At 69.7% G+C, this 23151-nt stretch carries 20 protein-coding genes; 8 read left to right on the top strand and 12 right to left on the bottom strand.

Annotated elements, in window-relative coordinates; genetic code table 11:
• The first annotated feature begins 3 nt into the window (after window positions 1-3).
• Complete coding sequence (locus C560_RS0118150) at window positions 4-786, top strand: phosphatase PAP2 family protein (protein ID WP_026539262.1); 783 nt, start codon at window positions 4-6, stop codon at window positions 784-786.
• Here C560_RS0118150 and C560_RS22375 read toward each other — a convergent pair.
• From C560_RS22375 to C560_RS0118120, 6 genes are all read right to left on the bottom strand, one after another.
• Window positions 739-2700 (bottom strand): glycogen debranching N-terminal domain-containing protein, encoded by a 1962-nt coding sequence (locus tag C560_RS22375; protein ID WP_043423461.1) that lies wholly within the window; start codon window positions 2698-2700, stop codon window positions 739-741. The two genes, C560_RS0118150 and C560_RS22375, sit on opposite strands and share 48 nt — an antisense overlap.
• Window positions 2701-2864: 164 nt before the next feature.
• Window positions 2865-3902: an LLM class flavin-dependent oxidoreductase gene (locus C560_RS0118140; protein ID WP_231494391.1), complete on the bottom strand. Its 1038-nt coding sequence runs from the start codon at window positions 3900-3902 to the stop codon at window positions 2865-2867.
• 319 nt (window positions 3903-4221) lie between these two features.
• On the bottom strand, window positions 4222-5412 hold the full coding sequence (locus C560_RS0118135; protein WP_026539260.1) for an ABC transporter ATP-binding protein: 1191 nt from the start codon (window positions 5410-5412) through the stop codon (window positions 4222-4224).
• On the bottom strand, window positions 5409-6908 hold the full coding sequence (locus tag C560_RS0118130; protein WP_026539259.1) for an ABC transporter permease: 1500 nt from the start codon (window positions 6906-6908) through the stop codon (window positions 5409-5411). Before C560_RS0118130 ends, C560_RS0118135 begins: the two co-directional genes overlap by 4 nt.
• Window positions 6909-7018: 110 nt before the next feature.
• Window positions 7019-8074 (bottom strand): iron ABC transporter substrate-binding protein, encoded by a 1056-nt coding sequence (locus C560_RS0118125; RefSeq protein WP_026539258.1) that lies wholly within the window; start codon window positions 8072-8074, stop codon window positions 7019-7021.
• 180 nt (window positions 8075-8254) lie between these two features.
• Window positions 8255-9445 carry a glycoside hydrolase family 76 protein gene (locus C560_RS0118120; RefSeq protein WP_026539257.1) on the bottom strand — a complete coding sequence of 397 codons (1191 nt, stop codon included), beginning with the start codon at window positions 9443-9445 and terminating at the stop codon, window positions 8255-8257.
• A 194-nt stretch (window positions 9446-9639) separates the two neighbouring features.
• Here C560_RS0118120 and C560_RS0118115 point away from each other — a divergent pair, with 194 nt between their 5' ends.
• Complete coding sequence (locus tag C560_RS0118115; RefSeq protein WP_026539256.1) at window positions 9640-10452, top strand: SDR family NAD(P)-dependent oxidoreductase; 813 nt, start codon at window positions 9640-9642, stop codon at window positions 10450-10452.
• Window positions 10453-10547: 95 nt separating this feature from the next.
• Window positions 10548-11744 (top strand): acyl-CoA dehydrogenase family protein, encoded by a 1197-nt coding sequence (locus C560_RS0118110; protein WP_043423403.1) that lies wholly within the window; start codon window positions 10548-10550, stop codon window positions 11742-11744.
• Window positions 11745-11776: 32 nt separating this feature from the next.
• Here the strand turns inward: C560_RS0118110 and C560_RS0118105 are convergent, their stop codons facing one another.
• The 4 genes from C560_RS0118105 to C560_RS0118090 all read right to left on the bottom strand — a co-directional run bounded on the left by C560_RS0118105 (window position 11777) and on the right by C560_RS0118090 (window position 14981).
• On the bottom strand, window positions 11777-12637 hold the full coding sequence (locus tag C560_RS0118105) for a DUF1684 domain-containing protein (protein ID WP_043423401.1): 861 nt from the start codon (window positions 12635-12637) through the stop codon (window positions 11777-11779).
• Window positions 12638-12653: 16 nt separating this feature from the next.
• Window positions 12654-13274 carry a TetR/AcrR family transcriptional regulator gene (locus C560_RS0118100; RefSeq protein ID WP_026539253.1) on the bottom strand — a complete coding sequence of 207 codons (621 nt, stop codon included), beginning with the start codon at window positions 13272-13274 and terminating at the stop codon, window positions 12654-12656.
• Between the two features lie 100 nt (window positions 13275-13374).
• Window positions 13375-13968: a TetR family transcriptional regulator gene (locus tag C560_RS0118095; RefSeq protein ID WP_026539252.1), complete on the bottom strand. Its 594-nt coding sequence runs from the start codon at window positions 13966-13968 to the stop codon at window positions 13375-13377.
• Window positions 13965-14981 (bottom strand): aldo/keto reductase, encoded by a 1017-nt coding sequence (locus tag C560_RS0118090; protein WP_026539251.1) that lies wholly within the window; start codon window positions 14979-14981, stop codon window positions 13965-13967. The genes C560_RS0118095 and C560_RS0118090 overlap by 4 nt, the downstream gene beginning before the upstream one ends.
• A 164-nt stretch (window positions 14982-15145) precedes the next feature.
• Here C560_RS0118090 and C560_RS0118085 point away from each other — a divergent pair, with 164 nt between their 5' ends.
• The 3 genes from C560_RS0118085 to C560_RS0118075 all read left to right on the top strand — a co-directional run bounded on the left by C560_RS0118085 (window position 15146) and on the right by C560_RS0118075 (window position 19466).
• A complete protein-coding gene (locus tag C560_RS0118085; RefSeq protein ID WP_026539250.1) occupies window positions 15146-15826 on the top strand; it encodes an NADPH-dependent F420 reductase in 681 nt (226 codons plus the stop codon).
• A 238-nt stretch (window positions 15827-16064) separates the two neighbouring features.
• Window positions 16065-18878 carry a phosphoenolpyruvate carboxylase gene (gene ppc, locus C560_RS0118080; protein WP_026539249.1) on the top strand — a complete coding sequence of 938 codons (2814 nt, stop codon included), beginning with the start codon at window positions 16065-16067 and terminating at the stop codon, window positions 18876-18878.
• 282 nt (window positions 18879-19160) lie between these two features.
• The gene (locus tag C560_RS0118075; protein WP_018774310.1) at window positions 19161-19466 is read left to right on the top strand and encodes a hypothetical protein; all 306 of its coding nucleotides are present in this window, start codon (window positions 19161-19163) and stop codon (window positions 19464-19466) included.
• Window positions 19467-19478: 12 nt separating this feature from the next.
• On the opposite strand, the gene C560_RS0118070 is transcribed toward C560_RS0118075, so the two are convergent.
• Together C560_RS0118070 and C560_RS0118065 are read right to left on the bottom strand one after the other, a co-directional pair.
• The gene (locus C560_RS0118070; RefSeq protein WP_043423400.1) at window positions 19479-20114 is read right to left on the bottom strand and encodes a DedA family protein; all 636 of its coding nucleotides are present in this window, start codon (window positions 20112-20114) and stop codon (window positions 19479-19481) included.
• Window positions 20115-20141: 27 nt separating this feature from the next.
• Window positions 20142-21092 (bottom strand): RluA family pseudouridine synthase, encoded by a 951-nt coding sequence (locus C560_RS0118065; protein WP_026539247.1) that lies wholly within the window; start codon window positions 21090-21092, stop codon window positions 20142-20144.
• A 567-nt stretch (window positions 21093-21659) separates the two neighbouring features.
• On the opposite strand from C560_RS0118065, the gene C560_RS0118060 reads away from it, so the two are divergent.
• Both C560_RS0118060 and C560_RS0118055 read left to right on the top strand, forming a co-directional pair.
• Complete coding sequence (locus C560_RS0118060) at window positions 21660-22421, top strand: winged helix-turn-helix domain-containing protein (protein ID WP_026539246.1); 762 nt, start codon at window positions 21660-21662, stop codon at window positions 22419-22421.
• On the top strand, window positions 22414-23106 hold the full coding sequence (locus C560_RS0118055; RefSeq protein WP_026539245.1) for an SRPBCC family protein: 693 nt from the start codon (window positions 22414-22416) through the stop codon (window positions 23104-23106). Before C560_RS0118060 ends, C560_RS0118055 begins: the two co-directional genes overlap by 8 nt.
• Window positions 23107-23151 lie beyond the last annotated feature (45 nt).

Raw genomic sequence — 23151 nt, 5'->3', positions numbered from 1 at the left:
GCGATGCTCCTTGCCCAGCGTGCCCCGCGACCCACTGCCCGCCTGCCGCTGCCGTCCCAGCGGCGGCTTTTCTTCGTGGCTGCGGGCCTGCTGATCGCCGGGGAGGCGATGTTCTGGACCGTGCTCGCCGCCGTGCAGTCGAACAGCGGCGTGGCCGACCTGGACGCGCCGGTGCACGACGGACTCGTGGCGTCCCGGAACCCCCTGGCCACCGCCGTCCTGGCGGCCGTGACCAAGGTGACGTCGCCGCTGTGGATGACGGTGATCGGCTGCGCCGTGGCACTGGCATGGGCTGTCTTCAAGCGTGAAGTCTGGCGTCCCGCCCTGCTGGTCGGCGCCATGGCAGCAACCTTCGCGGTGTCCACGCTGGTGAAGCACGACGTCGGCCGGAGCCGGCCGGCCGCCAGCGGCTTCATGCTGGGACCGGACGACGACGTGTCCTTTCCCTCCGGCCATACTTTCGGGGCCGGCGTCTTCCTGTGCGTCCTCAGCTACTTGCTGCTGGCGGCCCGCGGCACGCGGACGGGCAAACGGTCGACGTCGGTGCTCGGCTTCGCGGCAGCGGCTGCCGGGACACTGGTGGTTGCCTTCAGCCGCCTGTACCTGGGGTACCACTGGCTGACCGACGTGCTCGCCTCCATGGGCCTGGCGCTCGCCGTGACCGGCGTCGTCATCCTGGCCGACGGGCTGCGCGCCGCCGCGGCCCCGTTCGGGGAACATCCAGCGGCAGCGGGCCCGTCAGAGCCCGACGCCCATCGCCTGGGCGATCACCACCGCCGAGGCTGAGGACCACGCCTGCGGGTGGCAGGACGCCGGATACGGCACCGCGACGCCCGAGTCCTCGGCCCGCACCCCGGCGAACACCTCCGGCAACCGGTGCCCGAAGGAGGCCGCCGCCGCGAGCAGGCCGTCGGCGAGGATCCGAGCCTCGGCAACGAAACCGTCGGCCAGGAGGCCACGGATCGCGATGGCGGTGTCGTGGCTCCAGACCGAGCCGCAGTGGTAGCTGAAGGGCCAGAACCCTGCGGCCCGCCGCGAAATGGTGTGCACGCCGTAGCCGGAGAACAGCTCGGGGCTCACCAGCCGGTCCGCGACGATCCGGGCTTCGGCCGCGTCCAGGATGCCCGTGCCCAGCAGGTGTCCCATGTTCGAGCCCGGGATGTCCAAGGGGACCCCGTGCCCGTCCAGGGCCATGGCGGGGAACGGCCCGCCGTCGTCCTCAACCCAGAAGCGCTCCCGGAACCGGAGCCGGAGGGCCGCGGCGAAGTCGCGCAGCGCCTGGGCGCCGGGTTCCCCGAACGCGTCGAACAGTTCGGCCGTCCCCATGGCTGCCTGGTACGCGTAGGCCTGCACCTCGGACAGGGCGATGGGCCCCTCCGCCTGCCGGCCGTCGCGGAACTGCATGGCGTCCCGGGAGTCCTTCCAGCCCTGGTTGCTCAGGCCGTGGCCCGTGGAGTCACGGTAGCTGAGGAACCCGCCGTCCGCTGCGCCGTCCGCTGAACCGTCTACTGAACTGTCCGCTGCGCCGTCCGTTCCGGTGGCGCCGGCGGCGAGCAGCCACTCCGCGGCGCGTGCCGCGTTCGGCAGCAGCGACCGGACGGCGTCCTCGTCCCGGCCGGTGCGCCAGAGTTCCCCGAGCAGGCAAAGCCACAGCGGGGTGGAATCCACGGCCCCGAAGTACACCGGCGGCAGGCGCAGGTTCTGGCTCTCCAGCACCAGTTCCTTGGACCGCAGCTCGTGCAGGATCTTGCCGGGTTCCTCGGCGGCCGCCGCGTCCGTCCGGGTGCCTTGGAAAGCCGCCAGCGCGCGCAGGGTGCCCGCCGCCAGCCCGTTGTCCGGGCCGCTGTCCAAGGGCAGCAGCAGCCGCGCCGCCCACAGCGAATCCCGCCCGAACAGCGTGAAGTACCACGGCGCCCCGGCGGCGATGAACGGGGCGTCCGGCAGCTGGCGGGTCGCCAGCCGGAGCCCGGCCACGTCATCGAGGGAGTTATCCAGAAGCAGGCCCAGGGCCCCCACCGGCCCGGTCCGCGGGGGCCGGGCCGCGGGCGGGCGGGCAGCCACCACGGCGTCGTCATGATCGGTCAGGACGGCCTGCCATTCGGCCTCGAACGGCCGGCCCCGGCCCAGGGTACCGCGCCAGGCGAGGTGGCCTTCCGGGGTGACGGCGCCGGCGGCCGCGACCGCCAGGGTCTTGCCGCCCTCCTGCCAGCGCAGCGTGGACTCATCGGCGGAGACCGGCCCGGACGCGTCACGGAAGCGGCTGAGGCGGATCTGGGCCATGTCGGTGAAGTCGGCGGCGAGCTCGACGTCGACTTCGACGTCGAGGGAATCCAGGGAGGTGCGCAGCTGCAGGGTGTGGCGCACCAGGCCCGGCGTCACGGTCCAGGTCTGGAGGAGCTCGACGGCGGGATCCTCCGTGGGTCCCGGGATGCCCCGGACCAGGCCCCGGACGCGCAGGACGCCGCCGGGCTCCGTCTCGACGGCCGCCGGTTCGGGTTCCAGGCCGTTGACGCGCACGAGCGCCCGGCAGAGCATCCGGGTGTCGCCGTGGAGCAGCCCGGTGAACCCGGCCGGCTCAGCAGGGTCGCCGGCGCCGGGCGGTTTGACCTCGCCGGCCAGGCGGCCGTCAGGATCGAGCCACAGCTGGGTGGGGGCGGCAACGGAGCAGTGTTGGCGGTGCAGGCCTGGCTGAACAGTCATCCGCCTACCCTATGCCGGGCACTGGGCGGTCTCAATCCGCCACAGCCCGCGGCCGGGCGCCCAAGAGGTCATGGCGTCGGCCGCCGGCGGCCAGAAGGCCCGACTGTGGCCGGGCGGCCGAGCTTAACCGCGACTGCAGTGCCCGGGGAATCTGTCACGAGGGGTCAGCGCCAGCCCAGCTGCGGCGCCACATACTTCAGGATCGACTCGATGACGTGGGCGTTGTAGTCGACACCGAGCTGGTTCGGGACCGTGAGCAGCAGGGTGTCTGCCGCGGCGATCGCCTCGTCCTCGGCCAGCTTCGCGGCCAGCTCGTCCGGGGCACCGGCGTAGGAGCGGCCAAAGACGGCGCGCGTTTTCTCGTCGATGTTGCCCACCTGGTCGGAGCTGTGGCGGTCGCGGCCGAAGTAGTGCCAGTCGCGCTCGTCTGTCAGCGCGAAGATGCTGCGGCTGACCGAGACGCGCGGCTCCCGCTCGTGCCCCGCTTCCTTCCAGGCCTGCCGGTAGTGCTCGATTTGCTCGGCCTGCTGGACGTGGAAGGGCTTGCCGCTCTCATCATCCTTCAGCGTGGAGCTCTGCAGGTTCATGCCGAGCTTCGCCGCCCAGATGGCCGTGGCGTTCGAGCCGGAGCCCCACCAGATGCGCTCGCGCAGGCCCTCCGAGTGCGGCTCCACGCGCAGCAGGCCCGGAGGGTTCGGGAACATCGGGCGGGGGTTCGGCGCCGCGAAGCCCTTGCCGGTGAGCACCTCGAGCAGTCGCTCGGTGTGCCTGCGGCCCATGTCGGCGTCCGACTCGCCCTCGGCGGGGGCGAAGCCGAAATGACGCCACCCCTCGATGACCTGCTCGGGTGAACCCCGGCTGATGCCCAGCTGCAGCCGCCCGCCCGAGATCAGGTCGGCCGCACCGGCGTCCTCCGCCATGTAGAGCGGGTTCTCGTAGCGCATGTCGATCACGCCGGTGCCGATCTCGATGCGGCTTGTCCTAGCCCCGATCGCAGCGAGCAGCGGGAACGGTGAGGCGTATTGCTGCGCGAAGTGGTGGACTCGGAAGTAGGCGCCGTCCGCACCCAGATCCTCGGCCGCGACCGTGAGGTCGATCGCCTGCAGCAGCGCATCCGACGCGGTGCGCGTGCCGGAATCCGGGTGGTCGGTCCAATGGCCGAAGGACAGGAATCCGATGTTCTTCACACCGGAAACGAACATGGTGGCCGCGGTTCTTATTCCCGCGGGGCCTCAGCCTCGCCCCCTGCCGCGGCACGGGCCGCCATGCCCGCCGGGGCGAAGAGACGCCTCGCATCCCTAGGGTTGTGAGACAACCCGCATCCATGGTGCGATTCTTCCCTGCACGGCCATTGCCGGAGGCGGGGACCTCCGAGGGCGGCGCAGCGCACGTGATGTGCAGGCGGATCGACTATCGGACGCACGCTCCGGATGTATGTCGCTCGTGGGTTGGGTCCAGCTGTGAGGGATGACGACGCCAGGCCCGTTGACCTGCACGACCACGTCTGCCTAAAGCAGCGGACTATTGGGACTGCTGCTCTTCCATCGGGAAGGCGACGGCCTCGCCCACCACGCGAAGCCGCAGCTCCGTGCCGGGGCGGGCGATCGAGGCGTTCCAGTGCCGGATGGTGATGATTTCCCCGCCGCCGGGGTAGCGGTGGTCCGGGATGGCGCCGGCGGCAAGGACCGGCGGGACGGGGAGTTGGAGCCGCACCGTGGTCTCGGGGCCGAAGTAGTCTGTGTCCACCACAGTGCCGCGGATGGGGCCGTCCTCGGAAATGCGGATCTGCTCGGGCCGCAGCATCAGCTGGACCCGGCCCTGGGCCGGCGGGCGGCGCACGGGGATCCCGCCGAGCGAACACGTGGCCAGGGAACCTTCCATCCAGGCATCCAGGATCACGGCGTCGCCCAGGAACTCGGCGGTGGCACGGTCCGCCGGGCGCGTGTAGACGACGAACGGGTTGCCGATCTGGGCCAGCTTGCCGCCGCGCATGACGGCCACCTGGTCGGCGAAGGACAGCGCCTCGGCCTGGTCATGCGTGACGAGGATCGTGGTGACGCCGGCGTCCTTCAGGACCTGGGCCACGGCGCGGCGGGTGGCCACGCGCAGGCCGGCGTCCAGGGCGGAGAAGGGCTCGTCCAGCAGCATGAGCGCGGGCTTGCGGGCCAGCGCCCGGGCCAGGGCGACGCGCTGCTGCTGCCCGCCGGAGAGCTGGTGCGGGCGGCGCTTGGCCATGGCCGGGTCCAGGGAGACCATTTCCAGCAGCTCGCCCACCCGCGCCTTGACCCCGCGGCGCCCGCCGGGGAGCTGGGCGGCGTCCAGCCCGAAGGAGATGTTCTGTCCGACCGTCAGGTGCGGGAACAAGGCGCCGTCCTGGGCGACGTAGCCGACGTGCCGCTTGTGGGCCGGGACCCAGGCGTTCTCCCCGGCCACTTTGATCCCGTTGAGTGAGATGCTGCCGGTGTCCGGGTGTTCGAAGCCGGCAATCAGGCGCAGGAGCGTGGTCTTGCCGGAGCCGGAGGGTCCCACGATCGCCGTCGTTCCGCCCTTGGCGACGGAGAGGTTGACACCCTTGAGGACGGCCTGGGGCCCAAAGTTTTTGGTGACCGCGTCGATTTCCAGGTGGCTGTTGGTGCTGGTGGCCACGGAAGCCGCGACCCGCGGCTCGGGGAGACGCGAGGGGGCCTCACGCGACGGGTAAATATCGGTCACTGTCCGGCTACTTTCTTGGACTGCTGGAAGAGGAGATAGGTCATGGGCGCCGAGATCAGGATCATCAGCAGCGCATAGGGGGCGGCGCCAGCGTAGTCGATCTCGCTGCTCTTGCTCCAGAACTCCGTGGCGAGTGTGCGGGTCCCGTTGGGCGAGAGCAGGAGGGTGGCGGTGAGCTCGTTGACAATCCCCAGGAACACCAGGGCCGCGCCGCCTGCCGCGGCGGGGGCCGTGAGGCGCAGCGTCACGCGCAGGAAGGCCAGCAGCGGCGGCTTGCCGAGCACCTGGGCGGCCTCGTCGAGTTCCTTCGGTGCCTGGGACAGCCCCGAGCGGATGTTCACGAGGGCCCGGGGGAGGAACAGCAGCACGTAGGCCGCGATGAGCAGCGCCGAGGTCTGGTACATGCTGGGCACCATCCGGATGCTCACGGTCACGAAGGCCAGGCCCACCACGATCCCGGGCATGGAGCTGGTGATGTAGTTGGACAGCTCCAGGGACTTGCTGAACCAGCCGGGCCGCCGCACGGCCAGGTAGGCCATGGGGAACGCGACCACGGTGGTGGCGACGGCCGCCGCGAGGCCGTAGGCCAAGGTCTGCAGCAGGGCCGGCATGAATTCCTCGGCAGCCCAGATTTCCGGGCCGCCGGCGACGATCCAGCGCAGCACAAACGTCAGCGGCAGCCCGAAAGCCAGCCCGGTGAGGGCGATCAGGGACAGCTGGGCGGGGAGCTGGTAGGCGTGCAGGGGCAGGCGCAAGGCGCGTGCCTGGGCCCCGGAGCCGATCCTGGCGTAGCGGGCGCTGCCGCGGCTGCGGACCTCCACGAGCAGCAGGATCAGGCAGAGGAACACCAGGACACTGGCCAGCATGTTCCCGGCGGTGCCGTTGAACGTGGACTGGTACTGCACCATGATCGCGGTGGTGAAGGTGTCGAAGCGGATCATCGCGAAGGCCCCGTATTCGGCCAGCAGATGCAGGGCGACCAGCAGCCCGCCGCCGGTCATGGCGATGCGCAGCTGCGGGAGCACCACGCGGAAGAACGCGCGCCAGGCGCCGAGGCCGAGGGAGGCGGCGGACTGTTCGATCGCCGGATCCAGGCGGCTGAGCGTCGCGGCGGCCGGGATGTACACGAGGGGGAAATAGGACAGGGTGGCGATCAGGACCCCGGACCACAGCCCGCCGAGGGACGGCACGGCGGAAACCCACGCGTAGCTGTTGACGAACGCGGGGATGGCCAGCGGGGCGGCAAGCAGCACGGCCCACCACTTCCGGCCCACAAGGGACGTGCGTTCGACGAGCCACGCGCCGCCGACGCCCAGGACCAGGCACAGCGGCACCGTCACCACGGTCAGCAGCACCGTGTTCAGCAGGAGTTCGCCCACGCGCGGGCGGATAATCAGGGCCATGGCGGTGTCCCAGCCGGTGGAGGCTGTCATGAAGACCACGTAGGCCAGGGGCACCAGGGAAAACAGGGCGATCAGGACCGCGATGATGGACACGACAGAGACGCCGAAAGGCGGGCGGGGGCGTTTGCCCCTGCCCGCCGTCGTCGTGTCAGTCGTCAAATCCGCAGAGGGACCGGAGACCGCCAGCTTGTTAGTCACTGCTGCTACAGCAGTCCTGCCTGGGTCATCAGTTCGGTGACCTTGGCGGAATTGAGTTTGGCGGGATCCACGGTGGGGGCCTGCAACTCCTTGAGCGGAACCAGCTTGTCGTTGGACGGGACGTCCGAGCCGACGGCGTATTCGAAGGAGGTGCCCTTCTGGAGCACTTCCTGGCCCTTCTTGCCGGTGATGAACTTCAGGAAGGACTGGGCGGCTGCGGCGTTCTTCGAGGACTTCAGCACGCCGCCGCCGGAGATGGAGACGAAGGCGCCCGGGTCCTGGTTCTTGAAGTAGAACGGCGTGACGTTGTTGGAGTTCTCGCCGGTCTTGGCCTGGTCGCCGTAGTAGTAGTAGTGGTAGATCAGGGCGGCGTCGACCTCGCCGGCGTTGACGGCCTTCATGGCCGTGCTGTTGCCCTTGTACGGCTTGGAGTTTTCCTTCATGCCCTTGAGCCATGCCTCAGTGGCGGCTTCACCCTTGAGTTCCAGCAGGGCCGAGACGATCGCCTGGAAGTCGGCGCCGGACGGCGAGGCGGCCCACTTGCCCTTCCACTCGGGGTTGGCCAGGTCCAGCATGGACTTGGGCAGCTTGTCGTCGCTGATCTTGTTCTTGTCGTAGACCAGCACGGTGGAGCGGGCCGCGATGCCGGTCCACTTGTTGGTGGAGGGGCGGAATTCGGCGGGGACCTGGTCCACGGTGGCCTTGTCCACATCCGCGAAGAGGCCGGCGTTTTCGACCTGGGCCATGGCGGGGGAGTTCTCGGTGAGGAAGACGTCCGCCGGTGAGGCCTGGCCTTCCTGGACGATCTGGTTGGACATCTCGGTGTCGTCGCCCTGGCGCACCGTCACCTTGATGCCGGTTTCGGCGGTGAAGGCGTCGATCCACTCTTTGGTCAGGGATTCGTGCTGGGCGTTATAGACCGTGATCTCGCCGGCGGAGGAGCCGTTGCCGGCTGCGCTGCTGCCGGCCGGGGCGGAGGAACCGGAGCCGCAGGCGGCCAGGCCCAGGGCGGCAGTGGCGGCCAGAGCGATGCCCGCCAGCGCGTTGGTGCGGATCTTCATGGGGCTACTTTCTGCAAGGAAGTCGTCGTAGTGCCCTGCCCCCCGTGAGCGGGGAAGTTAGGGCATGCTCACTAAGAAAGACTGTAGGTTAGCCAAACCTAAGCGACCAACCTGAGGCTGGTTTAAGTGATGAGGATCACATGAATTACGATACTGTTGCGTGACGTAATTGTCGCCAGGTTACGGGGCGGGCGCCGGGGCGATCGATGCGGCCGCCTCCAGCACCATCCAGGCCTGGAGCTGCGTGGAGAGTTCGACGGCGGCGCCTTCCGGGTAGCTGCGGCGTGCCGGCGCGTCGGTGCGGTCGGAGAAGACCAGATGGCTGCCGGGGCGGGCGAGGCGGTCGTGCGGGGGGAGGATCCGGCGGCCTTCCCAGAGGGCCTCGGCCGTATCGTTCACGAGTGCCGCCGCCGTGGCCCGGGTTTCGGCCGGGAGGCGTTCGTCGGCGGCGGCCAGGGCCAGGTAGCGGACGAGGATCCCGGTGAAGAGTCCGCCGTCGCCGGTTCCCTCGCAGCGCAGCACCGCGGCGGTGCGGCCCAGCAGCGGTGCCGGCTGCGTCAGGTTGCGCGCCACGGCATCGACCAGTGCGGCCGCGCGCCCGAGGTTGGACTCGCCCCCGAGTTCGAGCAGGGCGCCGAGGACGGGCCCCTGGTTATAGGTGTAGATGGTCTCTTCCAGCACGGCGTCGCCCGTCCCGGAAATCCGCAGGCCGTCGCGGTAGAGGCCCTGTTCAGGCTCGTAGAGCCTGGCGTCCAGCCAGTCCAGCAGGGACTGCGCCTTGGCCCGGTTTCCGGTCCGCGCGTAGTAGAGGGCCACGGGTGCGGTGGCGGGTGTGTTCTTGAAGTCGCGCTTCGTGCTCCAAAACGTACCGCCGCCCAGGTCGTCCGTGGAGGCGGAGTCGAACTGCAGGGTCAGGCTCTGCAGGACCTTGGCGTTGCGCTCCCGGCCGGTGTGCTTGCGGGTGTCCTCGGCGAGCTTGTCCAGCCGGAGGGTGGCAAGGGCCAGCCAGGCCATGTCGTCGTAGTAGTTGTTGACCACCGTGAGGAAATTGCGCAGCCGGATGCCCGTGACGAGCCGGGAGGCGAGCCGGCCGGCGCTGGGCCGGTTCTCGCCGTCGAACTTGGCTCCCGGATTCCCGGGGGATCCCAGTTCCCGGCGGCCGGCGTCCACGAGGCAGTCCAGGTAGTGTGCCTGCCACCAGTAGTGCCAGGGCTGGGAGAGGTTCTTCAGCCGGCCCGAGGGCCGGAGGATCGCGGCGATGTGGGTGCCGGGCAGGAAGAAGAGCCGCTGCCCGAAGAGCCTGGTTACCGAGCGGGCGGCCTCGTCCGCGCGGAAGGACCAGTTGGGGGCGGAGGCGTCGGCTCGGGTCATGGCTCAAGCCTAATCGCGGGAGCCCGTCCGGACCGCGACCGTGACCGCGCCCCCGGCGGGTGCGGCCCAAAGGTGCGCATTGGCCGCATTCCAGTTAACATTCACTAACTAATGTTCCCCGCGGGCCGCCTCTGCAGGCGCCGCCCACGTCGAGGCTTCGCGGCCGGGGTTCGGTTCCACATCAAGGAGGATGGATGGACATCAAGGGTACTGTCGCGCTGATCACCGGCGGGGCCTCCGGTCTCGGAGCGGCCACGGCCAGGCGCCTGTTCGACGCCGGCGCGTCGGTGGTGCTCGTGGACCTGCCGGGTTCCGCCGGGGACGCCTTTGCCGCCGAACTGACCGCATCAGCCGCTGCCGGCGCTGCCGCCGGGGGCGGGCGCAGCGCCGTCTTTGTCCCTGCCGACGTTACGGACGAGGCGCAGGTGCAGGCCGCCGTCGACGCCGCCGCCGCCCTCGGCGCGCTGCGCATCGTGGTCAACTGCGCCGGGATCGCGACCCCCGGCAAGGTCCTGGGCCGCGACGGCGTGCTCCCGCTGGAGGCCTTCAACCGCGTCATCCAGATCAACCTGGTGGGCACCTTCAACGTGATCCGCCTCGCCGCGGCCGCCATGGCAGCCACCGAGCCCGCCGCCACGGAACTCGGCGGCCCCGAACGCGGCGTCATCATCAACACCGCCTCCGTCGCCGCGTTCGACGGCCAGATCGGCCAGCCCGCCTACGCCGCCTCCAAGGGGGCCGTCGCCGCCATGACGCTGCCGATTGCCCGCGAACTCGCGCGCTCGCTGATCCGGGTGGTCACCATCGCGCCGGGCATCTTCGAGACCCCCATGATGGCCGGCCTGCCGCAGGAGGCGCAGGACTCCCTCGGCCAGCAGGTGCCGCACCCCTCGCGGCTGGGCCGGCCGGCCGAATACGCGAACCTCGCCGCGCACATTGTGGAGAACGCCATGCTCAACGGCGAGACGATCCGCCTCGACGGTGCCATCCGGATGGGCCCGAAATGACCGGGTCCGGGATGAGCGCTGCCGGGCCGGCCGCCGCGGCCGCGCCGTCTGTGTCCGCGCCGTCTGCGGCTGCACCGCCTGTGTCAGCACCGCCTGTGTCAGCACCGTCTGTGGCGGGGCTGCCCACGGCGGACTTCTTCGACTACGAAGCCCTGCTCAGCACGGCGGAGCGGGCCAAGCTGGCACAGCTGCGCGAGTTCCTGGCCGCCGAGGTCGCCCCGTTCGCCACGGACTGGTGGAACAAGGCCGAATTCCCGGCCCACATCCTGCCCAAGCTGGCCGCCCTGGAGCTCAGCGCCCCGGCCCAGCGCGGCTACAGCAACCTGTTCGCCGGGATCGTCATCGCCGAGATGACCCGGGTGGACACCTCGCTCGCCACCTTCTTCCTGGTCCACCATGACCTCTTCGTGGAATCGCTCTACGGCTTCGGCTCCGAGGAGCAAAAGGCGCGCCTGCTCGAGGACGCGGCAAGCCTGCGCACCACCGGCGCCTTTGCCCTCACCGAACCGGACCACGGCTCGGACGTTGCCGGCGGGATGGAAACCCGGGCCCGCAGGGTCCCCGGCGGCGCGGCCGGCGGCGGCGACGCCTGGGTGCTCAACGGCGCCAAGCGCTGGATCGGCAACGGCACGTTCTGCGACTACATGCTGGTCTGGGCCCGGGACGAGGCCGACGGCGGCATCCGCGGCTTCATCGTCGACGCCACCTTGCCGGGCGTGAGCCGGAGCCGGATCGAGAACAAGATTGCCCTGCGCACGGTGCAGAACGCGGACATCGTCTTCACCGACGTCCGGGTGGCCGAAACGGACCGCTTCACCGGGATCAGCAGCTTCGAGGACACCAACGAGCTCCTGCGCGGTTCCCGGATCATGGTGGCCTGGCAGGGCGTGGGGCAGCAGCTCGCGGCGTTCGACGTCGCCCGGCAGTACGCCGTCGAACGCCAGCAGTTCGGCCGCCCGCTGGCGAAGTTCCAGCTCGTCCAGCAGCAGCTGGTGACAATGCTCGGCAACGCCGTGGCCAGCATGGGCATGATGGTCCGGATCGCCCAGCTGCAGGACGCCGGCGCCGCGGACATGCCGCAGGTGGCCCTCGCAAAGTCCTATGTCAGCGCCCGGATGCGCGAAACCGTGGCGATGGGCCGGTCCCTGCTGGGCGGCAACGGGATCGTCACCGACTACCGGATGGCCAAGATCTTCTCGGACGCCGAGGCGATCTACACCTACGAGGGTTCGTTCGAGATCAACACCCTGATCACGGGACGCGCCGTCACCGGCGTGTCCGCGATCGTCTAGAAGACCGTCTAGAAGACCGCTTAGGACACCGCCTAGAAGAGGCCGGGTTCCTTCTCGCCGGCCTCGATCTTCGCATCGAGGCTGTTGTTCCGCACCGGCATGGGGCAGGTGCCGTATGGGGTGAAGGCGCTGGGGTAGTTGATGGCCCGGTTGAAGTCCAGGATGACGGAGCCGTCTGGCCGCGGCCCTGCGGTGGACACCTTCCGCCACTCGTCCGTACTTTCCCCGTTGGTCTCGTCGTGGAACGTCACCGTCAGGGCGCCGAGCTTCTCCTCCTCGGCCTGCAGGTGGAACTCGTGGTCCGTACCGGGCAGCCGGAAGACCAGCTCGCCGACCGAGCGGTGGACCCCGTCCACGAGCGGGTTGGCCGTGCCGATCGGGACATCCACGGGCTCGGGATAGGGCATGAACCGGGCCTCGATGACCAAGTCCGGGCGGAAGCCGAAGGTGGGCACGCCGTCGAACTCCGTGAACACCGGAGACTGGGAGTCGCGCGTGCGGATGGCGTACTTGTCCGCCCGCATGGCGAGCTCCACCACCACCTGGCGGCCGTCGTCGCCGCCGTACTGGACCCACATCAGTGATTCTTCGTCGGCGAGCACGGCGCTGATGGTCCCGTCCACGGGTTCGCCGGTTTCCACGAGGGTCAGACCGTCGGACGCGGCGGCGGTGAGGAAGGCAGCGGTGCCGTCCGTGGACCAGAGGCCGGGGGCGAGCTCGACGGCGGCCGGCTCGCCTTCGAGCCACTGGAAGGAGGTCAGCGTGAGCCAGCCGTGCTCGCTGGCAAGGGCCGCATTGCGGCTGGTCCGGAAGCGCTGCCAGCGGGCCAGTTGCGGGTTCTGCGCTGCATCGGGTGTGGACTTCGAGCCAGGGCCGGGTTCAGGAGCGGTCATGGGCACCTCCAGGGGATCAGTTGGGGGCGTGCGGTGTCTTGAGGCTGGCCGCCACGAGTTGGGCCGCGGTAGTTCCGGCTGCGGCGGCCGCGTCCGGGTCGCCGTCGAGCACCCCGCTGGCCAGGCCGCCGTCCAGCAGCAGGGTCAGGCTGCGGGCGAGCTGGTCCGGGTCCCGGGCACCGGCGCGGGCGGCCAGGTCCCGGATCCAGGCGCGGATCTGCTGCTTGTGGGCCACGGTCCGGTCGTGGACGCGGGTGCCGGCGGCCGACTCGGCGGCCGCGTTGATGAAGGCGCAGCCGCGGTAGCCGTCGCGCCGGCAGGCGGCCGTCAGGGCATCGAACAGGCCCACGAGCTGCGCGGCCGGGTTCTCGCCGGCGGCCTCGGCGGCGGCGTGCAGCTGCCCGGTCCAGACGCCGTCCACCTTCTCCAGGTAGGCCAGGATGAGGTCGTCCTTGGCCGGAAAGTACTTGTAGAACGTGGCTTTCGCGACGCCGGACTCCGCGATGATGGTGTCGATGCCGGCCGCCCGGAAGCCCTGCGCGTAGAAGAGCCGGAAGGCGGTGGCCAGGATCTTCTCCCGGGCGTGCCCGGCGGGGGTGCGGGCAGCCGGCGGGGCGGTTGCTGCTGGCGAGGTCATGGCTCAATCGTACACAGACAAGTCTGTCTATGCCGCTTTGCCAATCGCTTCGTGCCCCGTCAGTGACGTACCTCCGGCCCGCCCCCGGCTGATCAGGCGGCTACGGGCGGGCGGCAAGGCCCCGCACGAGCAGCCGCCAGACTTCCCGCAGCTCGGACCCGATGGCCGGGTCCGCCCACTCCGCTGCGTGCAGCGGGTGGTGGAACCGCGCCGTGGCGTGCAGGACGGCACGGCCGGCCGGCACCGGATCCGGGACGGCGAGTTCGCCGCTGCTGACGCCGTCGGCGATGATCTCCGTGAGCGCTGCGGCCAGGTGGTCAACGTGGGCCGCAACCACTTCCCGCGCCTCGGCGGTCAGCTGGCCGAACGTGGCAAACAGCTCGGGATCGTTCAGTGCCATGCCCTGCTTGATTGCCGCGAGGCGTTCGAGCCAGCGGAGCAGGCGTTCCGCGGCAGGGCCGTCCGTATCGCGGGCAGGATCCAGCGGCTCCGCGAGGCGGTCCAGCCAGCGCCGGGCCACCGCGTCACGCAGCGCCACCTTTGTGGGGAAGTGCCGATAGACGCTGCCGTGGCTGACGCCCAGGGCCTTCGCGACGTCCACCACCGTGGCCTTGGCCGGTCCGAAGCGCCGCAGCACATCCTCGGCGGCATCGAGGATGCGCTCCTCGGTCAGGACGACGGCCACAGGGGTCACCGGCGTTCGCTGTCGAGCATGGCCATCTGGCCGGCGTCGTAGCGGGTGCCCGCGGCCGCGTCGGCGGGGACGGCGGCCTCGATTGCTGCCAGGTCCTCGGCGGAGAGGAGCAGATCGACCGCGCCCAGGGACTCGGCAAGCCGTTCGCGGCGGCGGGCGCCAACGAGGGGGACGATGTCCTCGCCGCGGGACAGGACCCAGGCGATGGCGAGCTGGGCGACGGTCGCGCCCTTGCGGTCGGCAATCTCGCGGAGCCGTTCGACGAGTTCGAGGTTCCGCTGCAGGTTCTCGCCGGAGAAGCGGGGCAGGTGGGCTCGGAAGTCGCGCCGGTTCCCGGTTCCGGCGGCCGGCCAGTGGCCGGACACCAGGCCGCGCGACAGCACGCCGTACGCCGTGATGCCGATGCCCAGTTCGCGGGCCGCCGGCAGGATGTCCTGCTCGATGCCACGGGAGAGGAGGGAGTACTCGATCTGGAGGTCGGAGACCGGGTGGACGGTGTTGGCGCGGCGCAGCGTGTCGGCGCCGACCTCCGAGAGGCCGATGTGGCGGATCAGGCCCTGCTGCACGAGCTCGGCCAGCGCTCCCACGGTTTCTTCCACCGGGACGGACGGATCCAGGCGGGCCGGCCGGTAGATGTCCACGTAGTCGGTGCCGAGGCGGCGGAGGGTGTAGGCCAGGAAGTTCTTGATGGCCGCGGGGCGGGTGTCCACGCCGTTCCATCCGCCCCGGGCATCGCGCAGGACCCCGAATTTCACGCTGATCTGGGCGTTCTCGCGCCGCCGGCCGCGGATCGCGTCGCGCAGCAGCATTTCGTTGTGGCCCATGCCGTAGAAGTCCCCGGTGTCCAGCAGGGTCACGCCGGCGTCGAGGGCGGCCTGGATGGTGGCGACGCTCTCGGCGTCGTCGGCGGGGCCGTAAAGATCGGACATGCCCATCAGGCCGAGGCCGATGGCGGCGGTGCTGGGACCGGTGGAGCCCAAGGTGCGGGTGGTGCCGAGAGTAGAAGTTGTCATGGAATGACGATACAACAATCAGCTGACAGATTTCAAACTTTGTCAGTCGTTGGTGGCCGAGTGCTCGTGGGCCTGCGCTTATTGCCGTAGACAGATCTGTCTGATAGCGTCGAGGCCACACGTAGACGAACCTGTCTACTCCACGACTTCAGAACGAGGACACCATGAAGATTGCAGTACTGGGAACCGGCATGGTCGGGCGCACGATTGCCGGCGCACTGGCGGGTCTGGGTCACGACGTCGTGATCGGTACCCGCGACCCGCAGGCAACGCTGGCCCGGACCGAGCCGGACATGATGGGCACCGGGCCGTTCGCCCAGTGGCACGCCGCGAACACCGGAGTCGGTGTCGCCGCCTTTGCCGACGCCGCGGCCGGCGCGGAGCTGATCGTCAACGCCACCAACGGCGGCGGCTCGCTGGCGGCCCTGTCCGCCGCTGGTACCGAAAACCTGGCCGGCAAGGTCATCATGGACATCTCCAACCCGCTGGACTTCTCGCAGGGGATGCCGCCGTCGCTGAACCCGGTGAACACGGACAGCCTGGGCGAGCAGATCCAGCGGACCTTCCCGGAGGCCAAGGTGGTGAAGACGCTGAACACCATGACGGCGTCAGTGATGGTGGATCCGGCGCGCGTGGCCGGCGGCGAGCACTCGGTGTTCGTCTCCGGGAATGACGCCGACGCCAAGGCGGCCGTGACCGACATACTCAAGGGCTTCGGCCACCGCGACGTGATCGACCTCGGCGACATCACGAGTGCCCGCGGCGCGGAAATGATCCTGCCGATCTGGTTGCGGCTCTGGGGCGCGCTGGGCACCGGCGAGTTCAACTTCAAGATCGCGCGCTAACCGCTTCACCCGCCAAGCCCGCAGCAGGGGTCGTTCTGAGGTTCAGAACGGCCCTTGCTGCGGGCTGGTTGGGGGTCGGGGGAAAAGACGTCATGGCGCCGCGGCGGGGCCCGACACTATCTGAGACGGAATTCCGGCCGGGAGTGCCTGCGGGTAACATCCCATGGGAAGAAGTAATCAGGCTCACAGTATCCAGCGCAGTGTACGAGCCACGTCGAACCCTCGAAAGATAGTTTCCATGGCTGACACTGCAATGCATTCCGACACCGATCTTGCCGCCGAACTCCGGGCCGATGTCCGCCGGGTCTCCACCCTTCTCGGCGAATCCCTGGTCCGCCAGCACGGCCCCGAACTCCTGGACCTGGTGGAGCAGGTGCGCCTGCTGACCAAGGAATCCAAGGAAGCCGCCCGCGGCGGCGCCGACGCCACCGGGCCGTGGAGCTCGTACGATGTCGTCGCCCAGGTCCGCGAACTGCTCGGTTCCCTGCCGCTGGAGCAGGCCACCGACCTGGTCCGCGCCTTCGCGTTCTACTTCCACCTGGCGAACGCCGCCGAACAGGTCCACCGGGTCCGCGGGCTGCGCACCCGGCAGGAGAAGGACGGCTGGCTCGCCAAAGCCGTGGAGGAGATCGCGGACCAGGCCGGCAACTCCGTGCTGCAGGAAGTCGTCAACGAGCTCGACGTCCGGCCCATCTTCACCGCGCACCCCACCGAGGCCTCGCGCCGCTCCGTGCTGGATAAGATCCGCCGGCTCTCGGACATCCTGTCCGAGTCCACGGGCGAGGGCACGTCCGCCCGCCGCCGCCAGGACCGCCACCTGTCCGAAGTGATCGACCAGATGTGGCAGACGGACGAGCTGCGCCAGGTCCGGCCCACCCCCGTGGACGAGGCCCGGAACGCCATCTATTACCTCACCGGGATCCTCAGCGACGCCATGCCGGAAATGCTCTCGGACCTCTCCGAGCTGCTTGCCGAGCACGGCGTCACGCTGCCGCCGCAGAAAGCCCCGATCCGCTTCGGCTCCTGGATCGGCGGGGACCGGGACGGCAACCCCAACGTCACCGCCGCCGTCACCCGCGAAATCCTCCAGATCCAGAACCAGCACGCCGTACGGATCAGCATCGGCCTGATCGACGGGCTCATCTCCATCCTGTCGAACTCGACCGCGCTGGCCGGGGCGGACCAGGAACTCCTGGACTCGATCGACGTCGACCTGGGGAACCTGCCTGGCCTGGACCGCCGCGTCCTCGAGCTGAACGCCCAGGAGCCCTACCGGCTCAAACTCACCTGCATCAAGGCCAAGCTGATCAACACCGGCCGGCGGGTCGCGGCCGGATCCGCGCACGAGCCCGGCCGCGACTACACCGCCACCGCGGAGCTCCTCGCCGAGCTCGGCCTGCTGGAACGGTCGCTGCGCAACCACCACGCGGCCCTCGCCGCCGACGGCGCCCTGTCCCGGGTCCGCCGCGCCATCGCCTCCTTCGGCCTGCACCTGGCCACCCTCGACATCCGCGAGCACGCCGACCACCACCACGACGCCGTCGGGCAGCTCATGGACCGCCTAGGCGGACCCGGTGTCCGGTACGCGGAACTCAGCCGCGCCGAGCGGCTCGAGGTGCTGGGCTCCGAACTCGCGTCCCGGCGCCCGCTCTCCGGCCACCCGATCAAGCTCGACGGCGTCGCCGACGGCACCTACGACGTCTTCCGGGAGATCCGGCGGGCCCTGCGCACCTACGGTCCCGACGTGATCGAGACCTACATCATCTCCATGACCCGCGGCGCGGACGACGTCCTGGCCGCGGCCGTGCTGGCCCGCGAGGCCGGCCTGGTCAGCCTCTTCGGCGAGGCGCCCTACGCCAAGATCGGCTTCGCGCCGCTGCTGGAGACCGTGGACGAGCTCCGCGCCTCGGCCGAGATCGTGGACCGGCTGCTCTCCGATGCGTCCTACCGCGAACTCGTCCGGCTCCGCGGCGACGTGCAGGAGATCATGCTCGGCTACTCGGACTCCAACAAGGAATCCGGCGTCATGACGAGCCAGTGGGAGATCTACAAGACCCAGCGCAAGCTGCGCGACGTGGCCGCCAAGCACGGCGTCCGCGTGCGCCTCTTCCACGGCCGCGGCGGCTCGGTGGGCCGCGGCGGCGGGCCGACCTACGATGCCATCATGGCCCAGCCCAACGGCGTGCTCGAGGGCGAGATCAAGTTCACCGAGCAGGGCGAGGTCATCTCGGACAAATACTCCCTGCCGGAACTGGCCCGCGAAAACCTCGAACTCTCCCTGGCCGCGGTGCTGCAGGGCTCGGCCCTGCACCGGACGCCGCGCACCTCGGAGGACCAGCGCGTGCGCTACGGCCACGTCATGGAAACCGTCTCTGACGCCGCGTTTGCGCGCTACCGCAGCCTGATTGATGACCCCGACCTGCCCGCTTACTTCATGGCGTCCACCCCGGTGGAGCAGCTGGGGTCCCTGAACATCGGGTCCCGCCCGTCCAAGCGGCCCGATTCAGGCGCCGGGCTGGAGGGCCTGCGGGCCATCCCGTGGGTGTTCGGCTGGACGCAGTCGCGGCAGATCGTGCCGGGCTGGTTCGGTGTGGGCTCCGGCCTCAAGGCCGCGCGCGAGGCCGGCAACTCGGCCCAGCTCAAGGAGATGATCGAGGGCTGGCACTTCTTCCGCTCGGTGCTCTCCAACGTTGAGATGACCCTGGCGAAGACGGACATGGACATTGCCGGCTACTACGTCTCCACCCTGGTGCCGGCGGAACTGCACCACCTGTTCCGTGCCATCCGGGCCGAATATGAGCTCACCGTCGAGGAAATCCAGAACCTCACCGGCGAGCACGTGATCCTCGATGCCCAGCCCACCCTGAAGCGCTCCCTCGAGATCCGGGACCAGTACCTGGACCCGATCAGCTACCTGCAGGTGGAACTGCTGCGCCGCGTCCGGGCCGAGGCCGCGGAGGGCATGACCGGGGCCGAGATCGACGAACGGCTCCAGCGTGCCATGCTGATCACGGTCAACGGAGTCGCCGCCGGGCTGCGCAACACAGGGTAGCCCCTCCCGACGCTCCCTCAGGTGTGGCGGTCTTTCCGTCGACGCTCCCTCAGGTGTGGCGGTCTTTCCGCCGACGCTCCCTCAGGTGTGGCGGTCTTTCCGCCGACGCTCCCTCAGGATCTGCGGGAGGGTCCGTGTGAAACGGGCAGGATCTGCGGGAGGGTCCGTGTGAAACGGGCAGGATCTGCGGGAGGGTCCGTGTGAAACGGGCAGGATCTGCGGGAGGGTCCGTGTGAAACGGGTAGGATCTGCGGGAGGATCGGGGGCGGCTAGGGTTGTTCCATGCCGTCGTTCCAGACCAGACTGAAGATCACCGGGCTCAAGCCGGGTACCGCTCCTGAAGCCGTCATGGCCGCGGCCATCGAGGCGCTCGGGACGCGGCACCACGTCGAATCGCACCAGCTTGAGCTCGCCGGGGGCGTACCCCAGCTGAACCTGCGCTTCCTGGTCGATGCCACCGCCTACAGCGCCGAAAACAGCCAGGCGCTGGAGTCGGCAGCCATGATGCGCGACGCCGTCGAACGCGTTGCGCTCACCGGTGCGCTGACCGTGCTGCGCCGCAGCCGCGGCCGCTGGGCGCCTGTTTAAAAAGTCGGGCGTCTAAAAGTCCAGTTCCTCGTCCGGGTCGACCGCGGCAGACTCCACGGGGGAGGGACTGCCCCGGCGCCGCGTCACGATCACCCCCACGACCGCTCCGACCAACAGCCCGACGCCGACGCCGATCAGGGAGCTCGCCCAGAACGGCAGCCCGGTGGCGGAGCCCATGAAATAGCCCAATGCCACGGACCAGACTGCCCAGAGCAGGCCGCCGAGGGCCGCGCAGAGGCTGAACCCGCGGGTGGAGACGTTGGCGATGCCTGCCGCGGCCGTCGTCGCCAGCCGCCCGCCGGGGATGAAGCGGAGGCCGATGATCGCACCGTAGGTGGAGGACCGGCCGGCTTTCGCGATCGCCGCGTGCACGGCCGCGTGGAACCCCAGGCCCCATTTCCAGCGGTCGAGCACGTGGCTCAGCCGGCGCTTGAAGAGCTGGAAGACGAGAAGATCACCAAGCCAGGAGGACGCGGCGGCGAGGAGCACGACGAGGAAGCCATTGATGCGGCCCTCCGCGGACAGCGCACCGCCGGTGATGACCAGCATTTCCGAGGGGACGGGCGGGAAAATAGCGTCGCCGACCACAAAGGGGAAGATCCAGAAATAGATCGCGGCGCCCCAGCTGTCCGCATTTCCGAAGTCCATGGGCACAAGGTACCGCACTTCCAGCTGCTAGCGTGCCTCGCTGAGTTCCAGCCTGCTGCGGTATTCCACCGGGCTCCCGGAGATGGGGTCCATGAAGCGGATCCCGCGGGCCAGGAGCTGCAGCGGCTTGGCGTAGTTGTCCGGGGCCTTGTCCAGCAGTTCCGGGTAGAACGCATCGTTGACGATCCCGAGGCCCAGTGAGGCCATGTGCACACGGAGCTGGTGGGTCTTCCCGGAGTGCGGCTCCAGCCGGTACAGCGCGCGGCGGTGGGGGCCGCCGTCGACGCCGGGCGCGCCGGAACCGTCAAAAGTGTGCAGCCGCTCGATCCGGGTTTCCGCGTTGGGTTCGCCGTCGACCACCTCGGCCAGCAGGTAGCTGCGGGACTTGGTCATCCGGTTCCGCACCACCAGGGGGAAGTCCACCGCGGGATGGCCCGGTGCGGGCTCCGCGGCGGAGACGCACTCATATTCCTTCTGGACCTGGCGCTTTTCGAAGAGCACCTGGTACTTGCCCCGGGTTTCGGGGTTCGTGGAGAGCAGCAGGATGCCGGCGGTCATGCGGTCCAGGCGATGCATGGGGATCAGGTCCGGGAGGCCGAGCTGGTTCCGGAGCCGGACCAGGGCCGATTCCTGGATGTACGTCCCGCCGGGGGTGGTGGGCAGGAAGTGCGGCTTGTCCACCACCAGCAGGTGATCGTCCTGGTGCAGGATGTCCAGCTCCACCGGGATCCGGGTCTCCGGCGGCAGGGTGCGGTAGTACCAGATGAAGGTGTGGTCCTGCATCGGCGTGCTGCGGTCCAGGGCGATCCCCGCCTCGCCGACGATCTCGCCGGCGTCGAACCGGTCCTCGATGCCCTGCGGATCAATGTGACCCCAGCGGTGCATCATGTAGTCCAGCGCGGTTTCCCAGGGGCCCTCGTCCGGCAGGCGCAGACGCGTCGCGTTGACGCCGTCGCGCACGGGAAGGGGGGATTGCATCACCTGACCATTCTACGGGCCCGGCCTCTTCCGCCCCGCCCCCGAGCACCGCCCCCGAGCACCGCTCCCGTGCCCGCGAGCCGCGGACTCCGCTCCCGTGCCCGCGAGCCGCGGACTCCGCTCCCGTGCCCGCGAGCCCCAGTTCGCCGGACGCGTGCCAGGTCGCCGGAAAGGTCCGGCGAATTCGGAGGCTTCCGGCGAACTCGCGAGGCGGCACCCCTGCCCACGCCCCGCCCCCGCGACCGCCCCTCCCTCCCCCCCCCCTTTGGCCTCAGTTCGCCGGACCCGAGCCAGTTCGCCGGAAAGGTCCGGCGACTTCGGAGGCTTCCGGCGAACTCGCGAGGCGGCACCCCAGCCCACCCGCCTGCGCCCGCCCCGCCCCCGCGACCGCCCCTCGCTCCCCGACCCTCGTGGCCCAGTTCGCCGGACCCGTGCCAGGTCGCCGGAAAGGTCCGGCGACCTTGCAGGCTTCCGGCGAACTCGCGGGATGACGCCCACCCGCCACCCAGCGAGCCGACGAGAAAAAAGTTCTTGACAAATAAAATTGTCGGCAGGCAGACTTGAAGCATGTTGGACATTGGAGTGATTGAGGATCCGGCCGCAGCTGAGGCCTCGCTGGATCCGATCCGGACGCGGATCCTGCGCGAGTTGGCCGAGCCCGGCTCCGCAACCCAGCTCGCCGCGAAGGTGGGCCTGCCGCGGCAGAAAGTGAACTACCACCTCAAAGCACTCGAACGGCATGGGCTCGTCGAGCTCGTCGAGGAGCGGCGGCGTGGCAACGTGACCGAACGCATCCTGCAGGCGACGGCGGCGTCGTATCTAATTTCGCCGGCGGCGCTGGCCTCGGTGGCGCCGGACCCGCACCGGTTCTCGGACCGCTTTTCCGCCTTCTGGCTGCTGGCGCTCGCCGCCCGCATGGTCCAGGAGATGGGGCAGCTGATCGCAGGGGCGGCAGCGGCAAGGCAGAAACTCGCCACGTTTGCCATCGACGGCGAGATCACCTTCCGTTCAGCGGCGGACCGGGCAGCCTTCGCCGAGGAGCTCGGCCTCGCCGTGACCCGGCTCGTGGACAAGTACCACGACGGCGGACGCGACCTCCCGGCAACTCCGGCTGGTTCCCCGGCAGATTCGCCGGGGGCGCCGCACGGTCGCCGGCCGGAGGGACGCAAGCACCGGCTGGTCGTCGCGCTGCACCCGTCGCTGAAGGCTCCGCAACGCAAGGAAGCGCACGCAGACCCACAAACAGCCAGCCCGCCAACAAACCCACAAACCAGCCCACAAGCAAACCGACAAACAAACCGACAAGCCAAGGAGCAGGACAATGACTGACCAACGGAAATTTGAAATCGTCTACGACACCGAACTGCCCGGCACCCCGGAACGGGTATGGGAGGCCGTCACTAAGGACACTCCGGCCTGGATGTTCCCCACGGACCAATGGCCGGCGGTCAGGACCGTGGACGAATACCCCTCCCACCTGGTGTCCCGGATGGACGGTCCCGACGGCTGGTTCAACCAGCTGGAGCACGTCCTGGAACCGCTCGACGGCGGCCGGGCCCGGCTGCACTATGTGCACAGCGGCATCTTCGCGGACAACTGGGATGAACAGTACGACGGCGCCAGCAAGCACACGGCCTTCTACCTGCACACCCTGGGCCAGTACCTGAAGTACTTCGACGGCAAGCCCGTGGTCTTCACGGACATCCAGGCACCCGCCGCTTCACAGACCCCGGACGGCTTCGATCGGCTGAAGAGGGCCCTTGGCGTCGACACTGCCGCCCAGGGGGAGACGGTGGAGCTGGAGCTCGACGGCGTCGGGCCGCTCACCGGCGAGGTCGACTTCGCCAACGAGAACTTCCTCGGCCTGCGGACCGCGGACACGATGTACCGCTTCTTCGGGCGCAACGCCTTTGGCGCGCCCGTGGGCATGACCGTGCACGACTTCAGCGGCAGCGGGGACGCCGGGGCGACGGCCCAGGCGTGGTCAGGATTCCTGGCGAAGGTCTACGCCTAGGCGCTGCGACGCGGATCCCGTCTGGCGACGCGCATGCGCCCTGGC

The organism is Arthrobacter sp. 9MFCol3.1 (genome assembly GCF_000620385.1).
Classification (GTDB): Bacteria; Actinomycetota; Actinomycetes; order Actinomycetales; family Micrococcaceae; genus Arthrobacter.
Note: the sequence above shows the minus strand (reverse complement) of the source record. Positions and strands in the feature narration are given on the sequence as shown.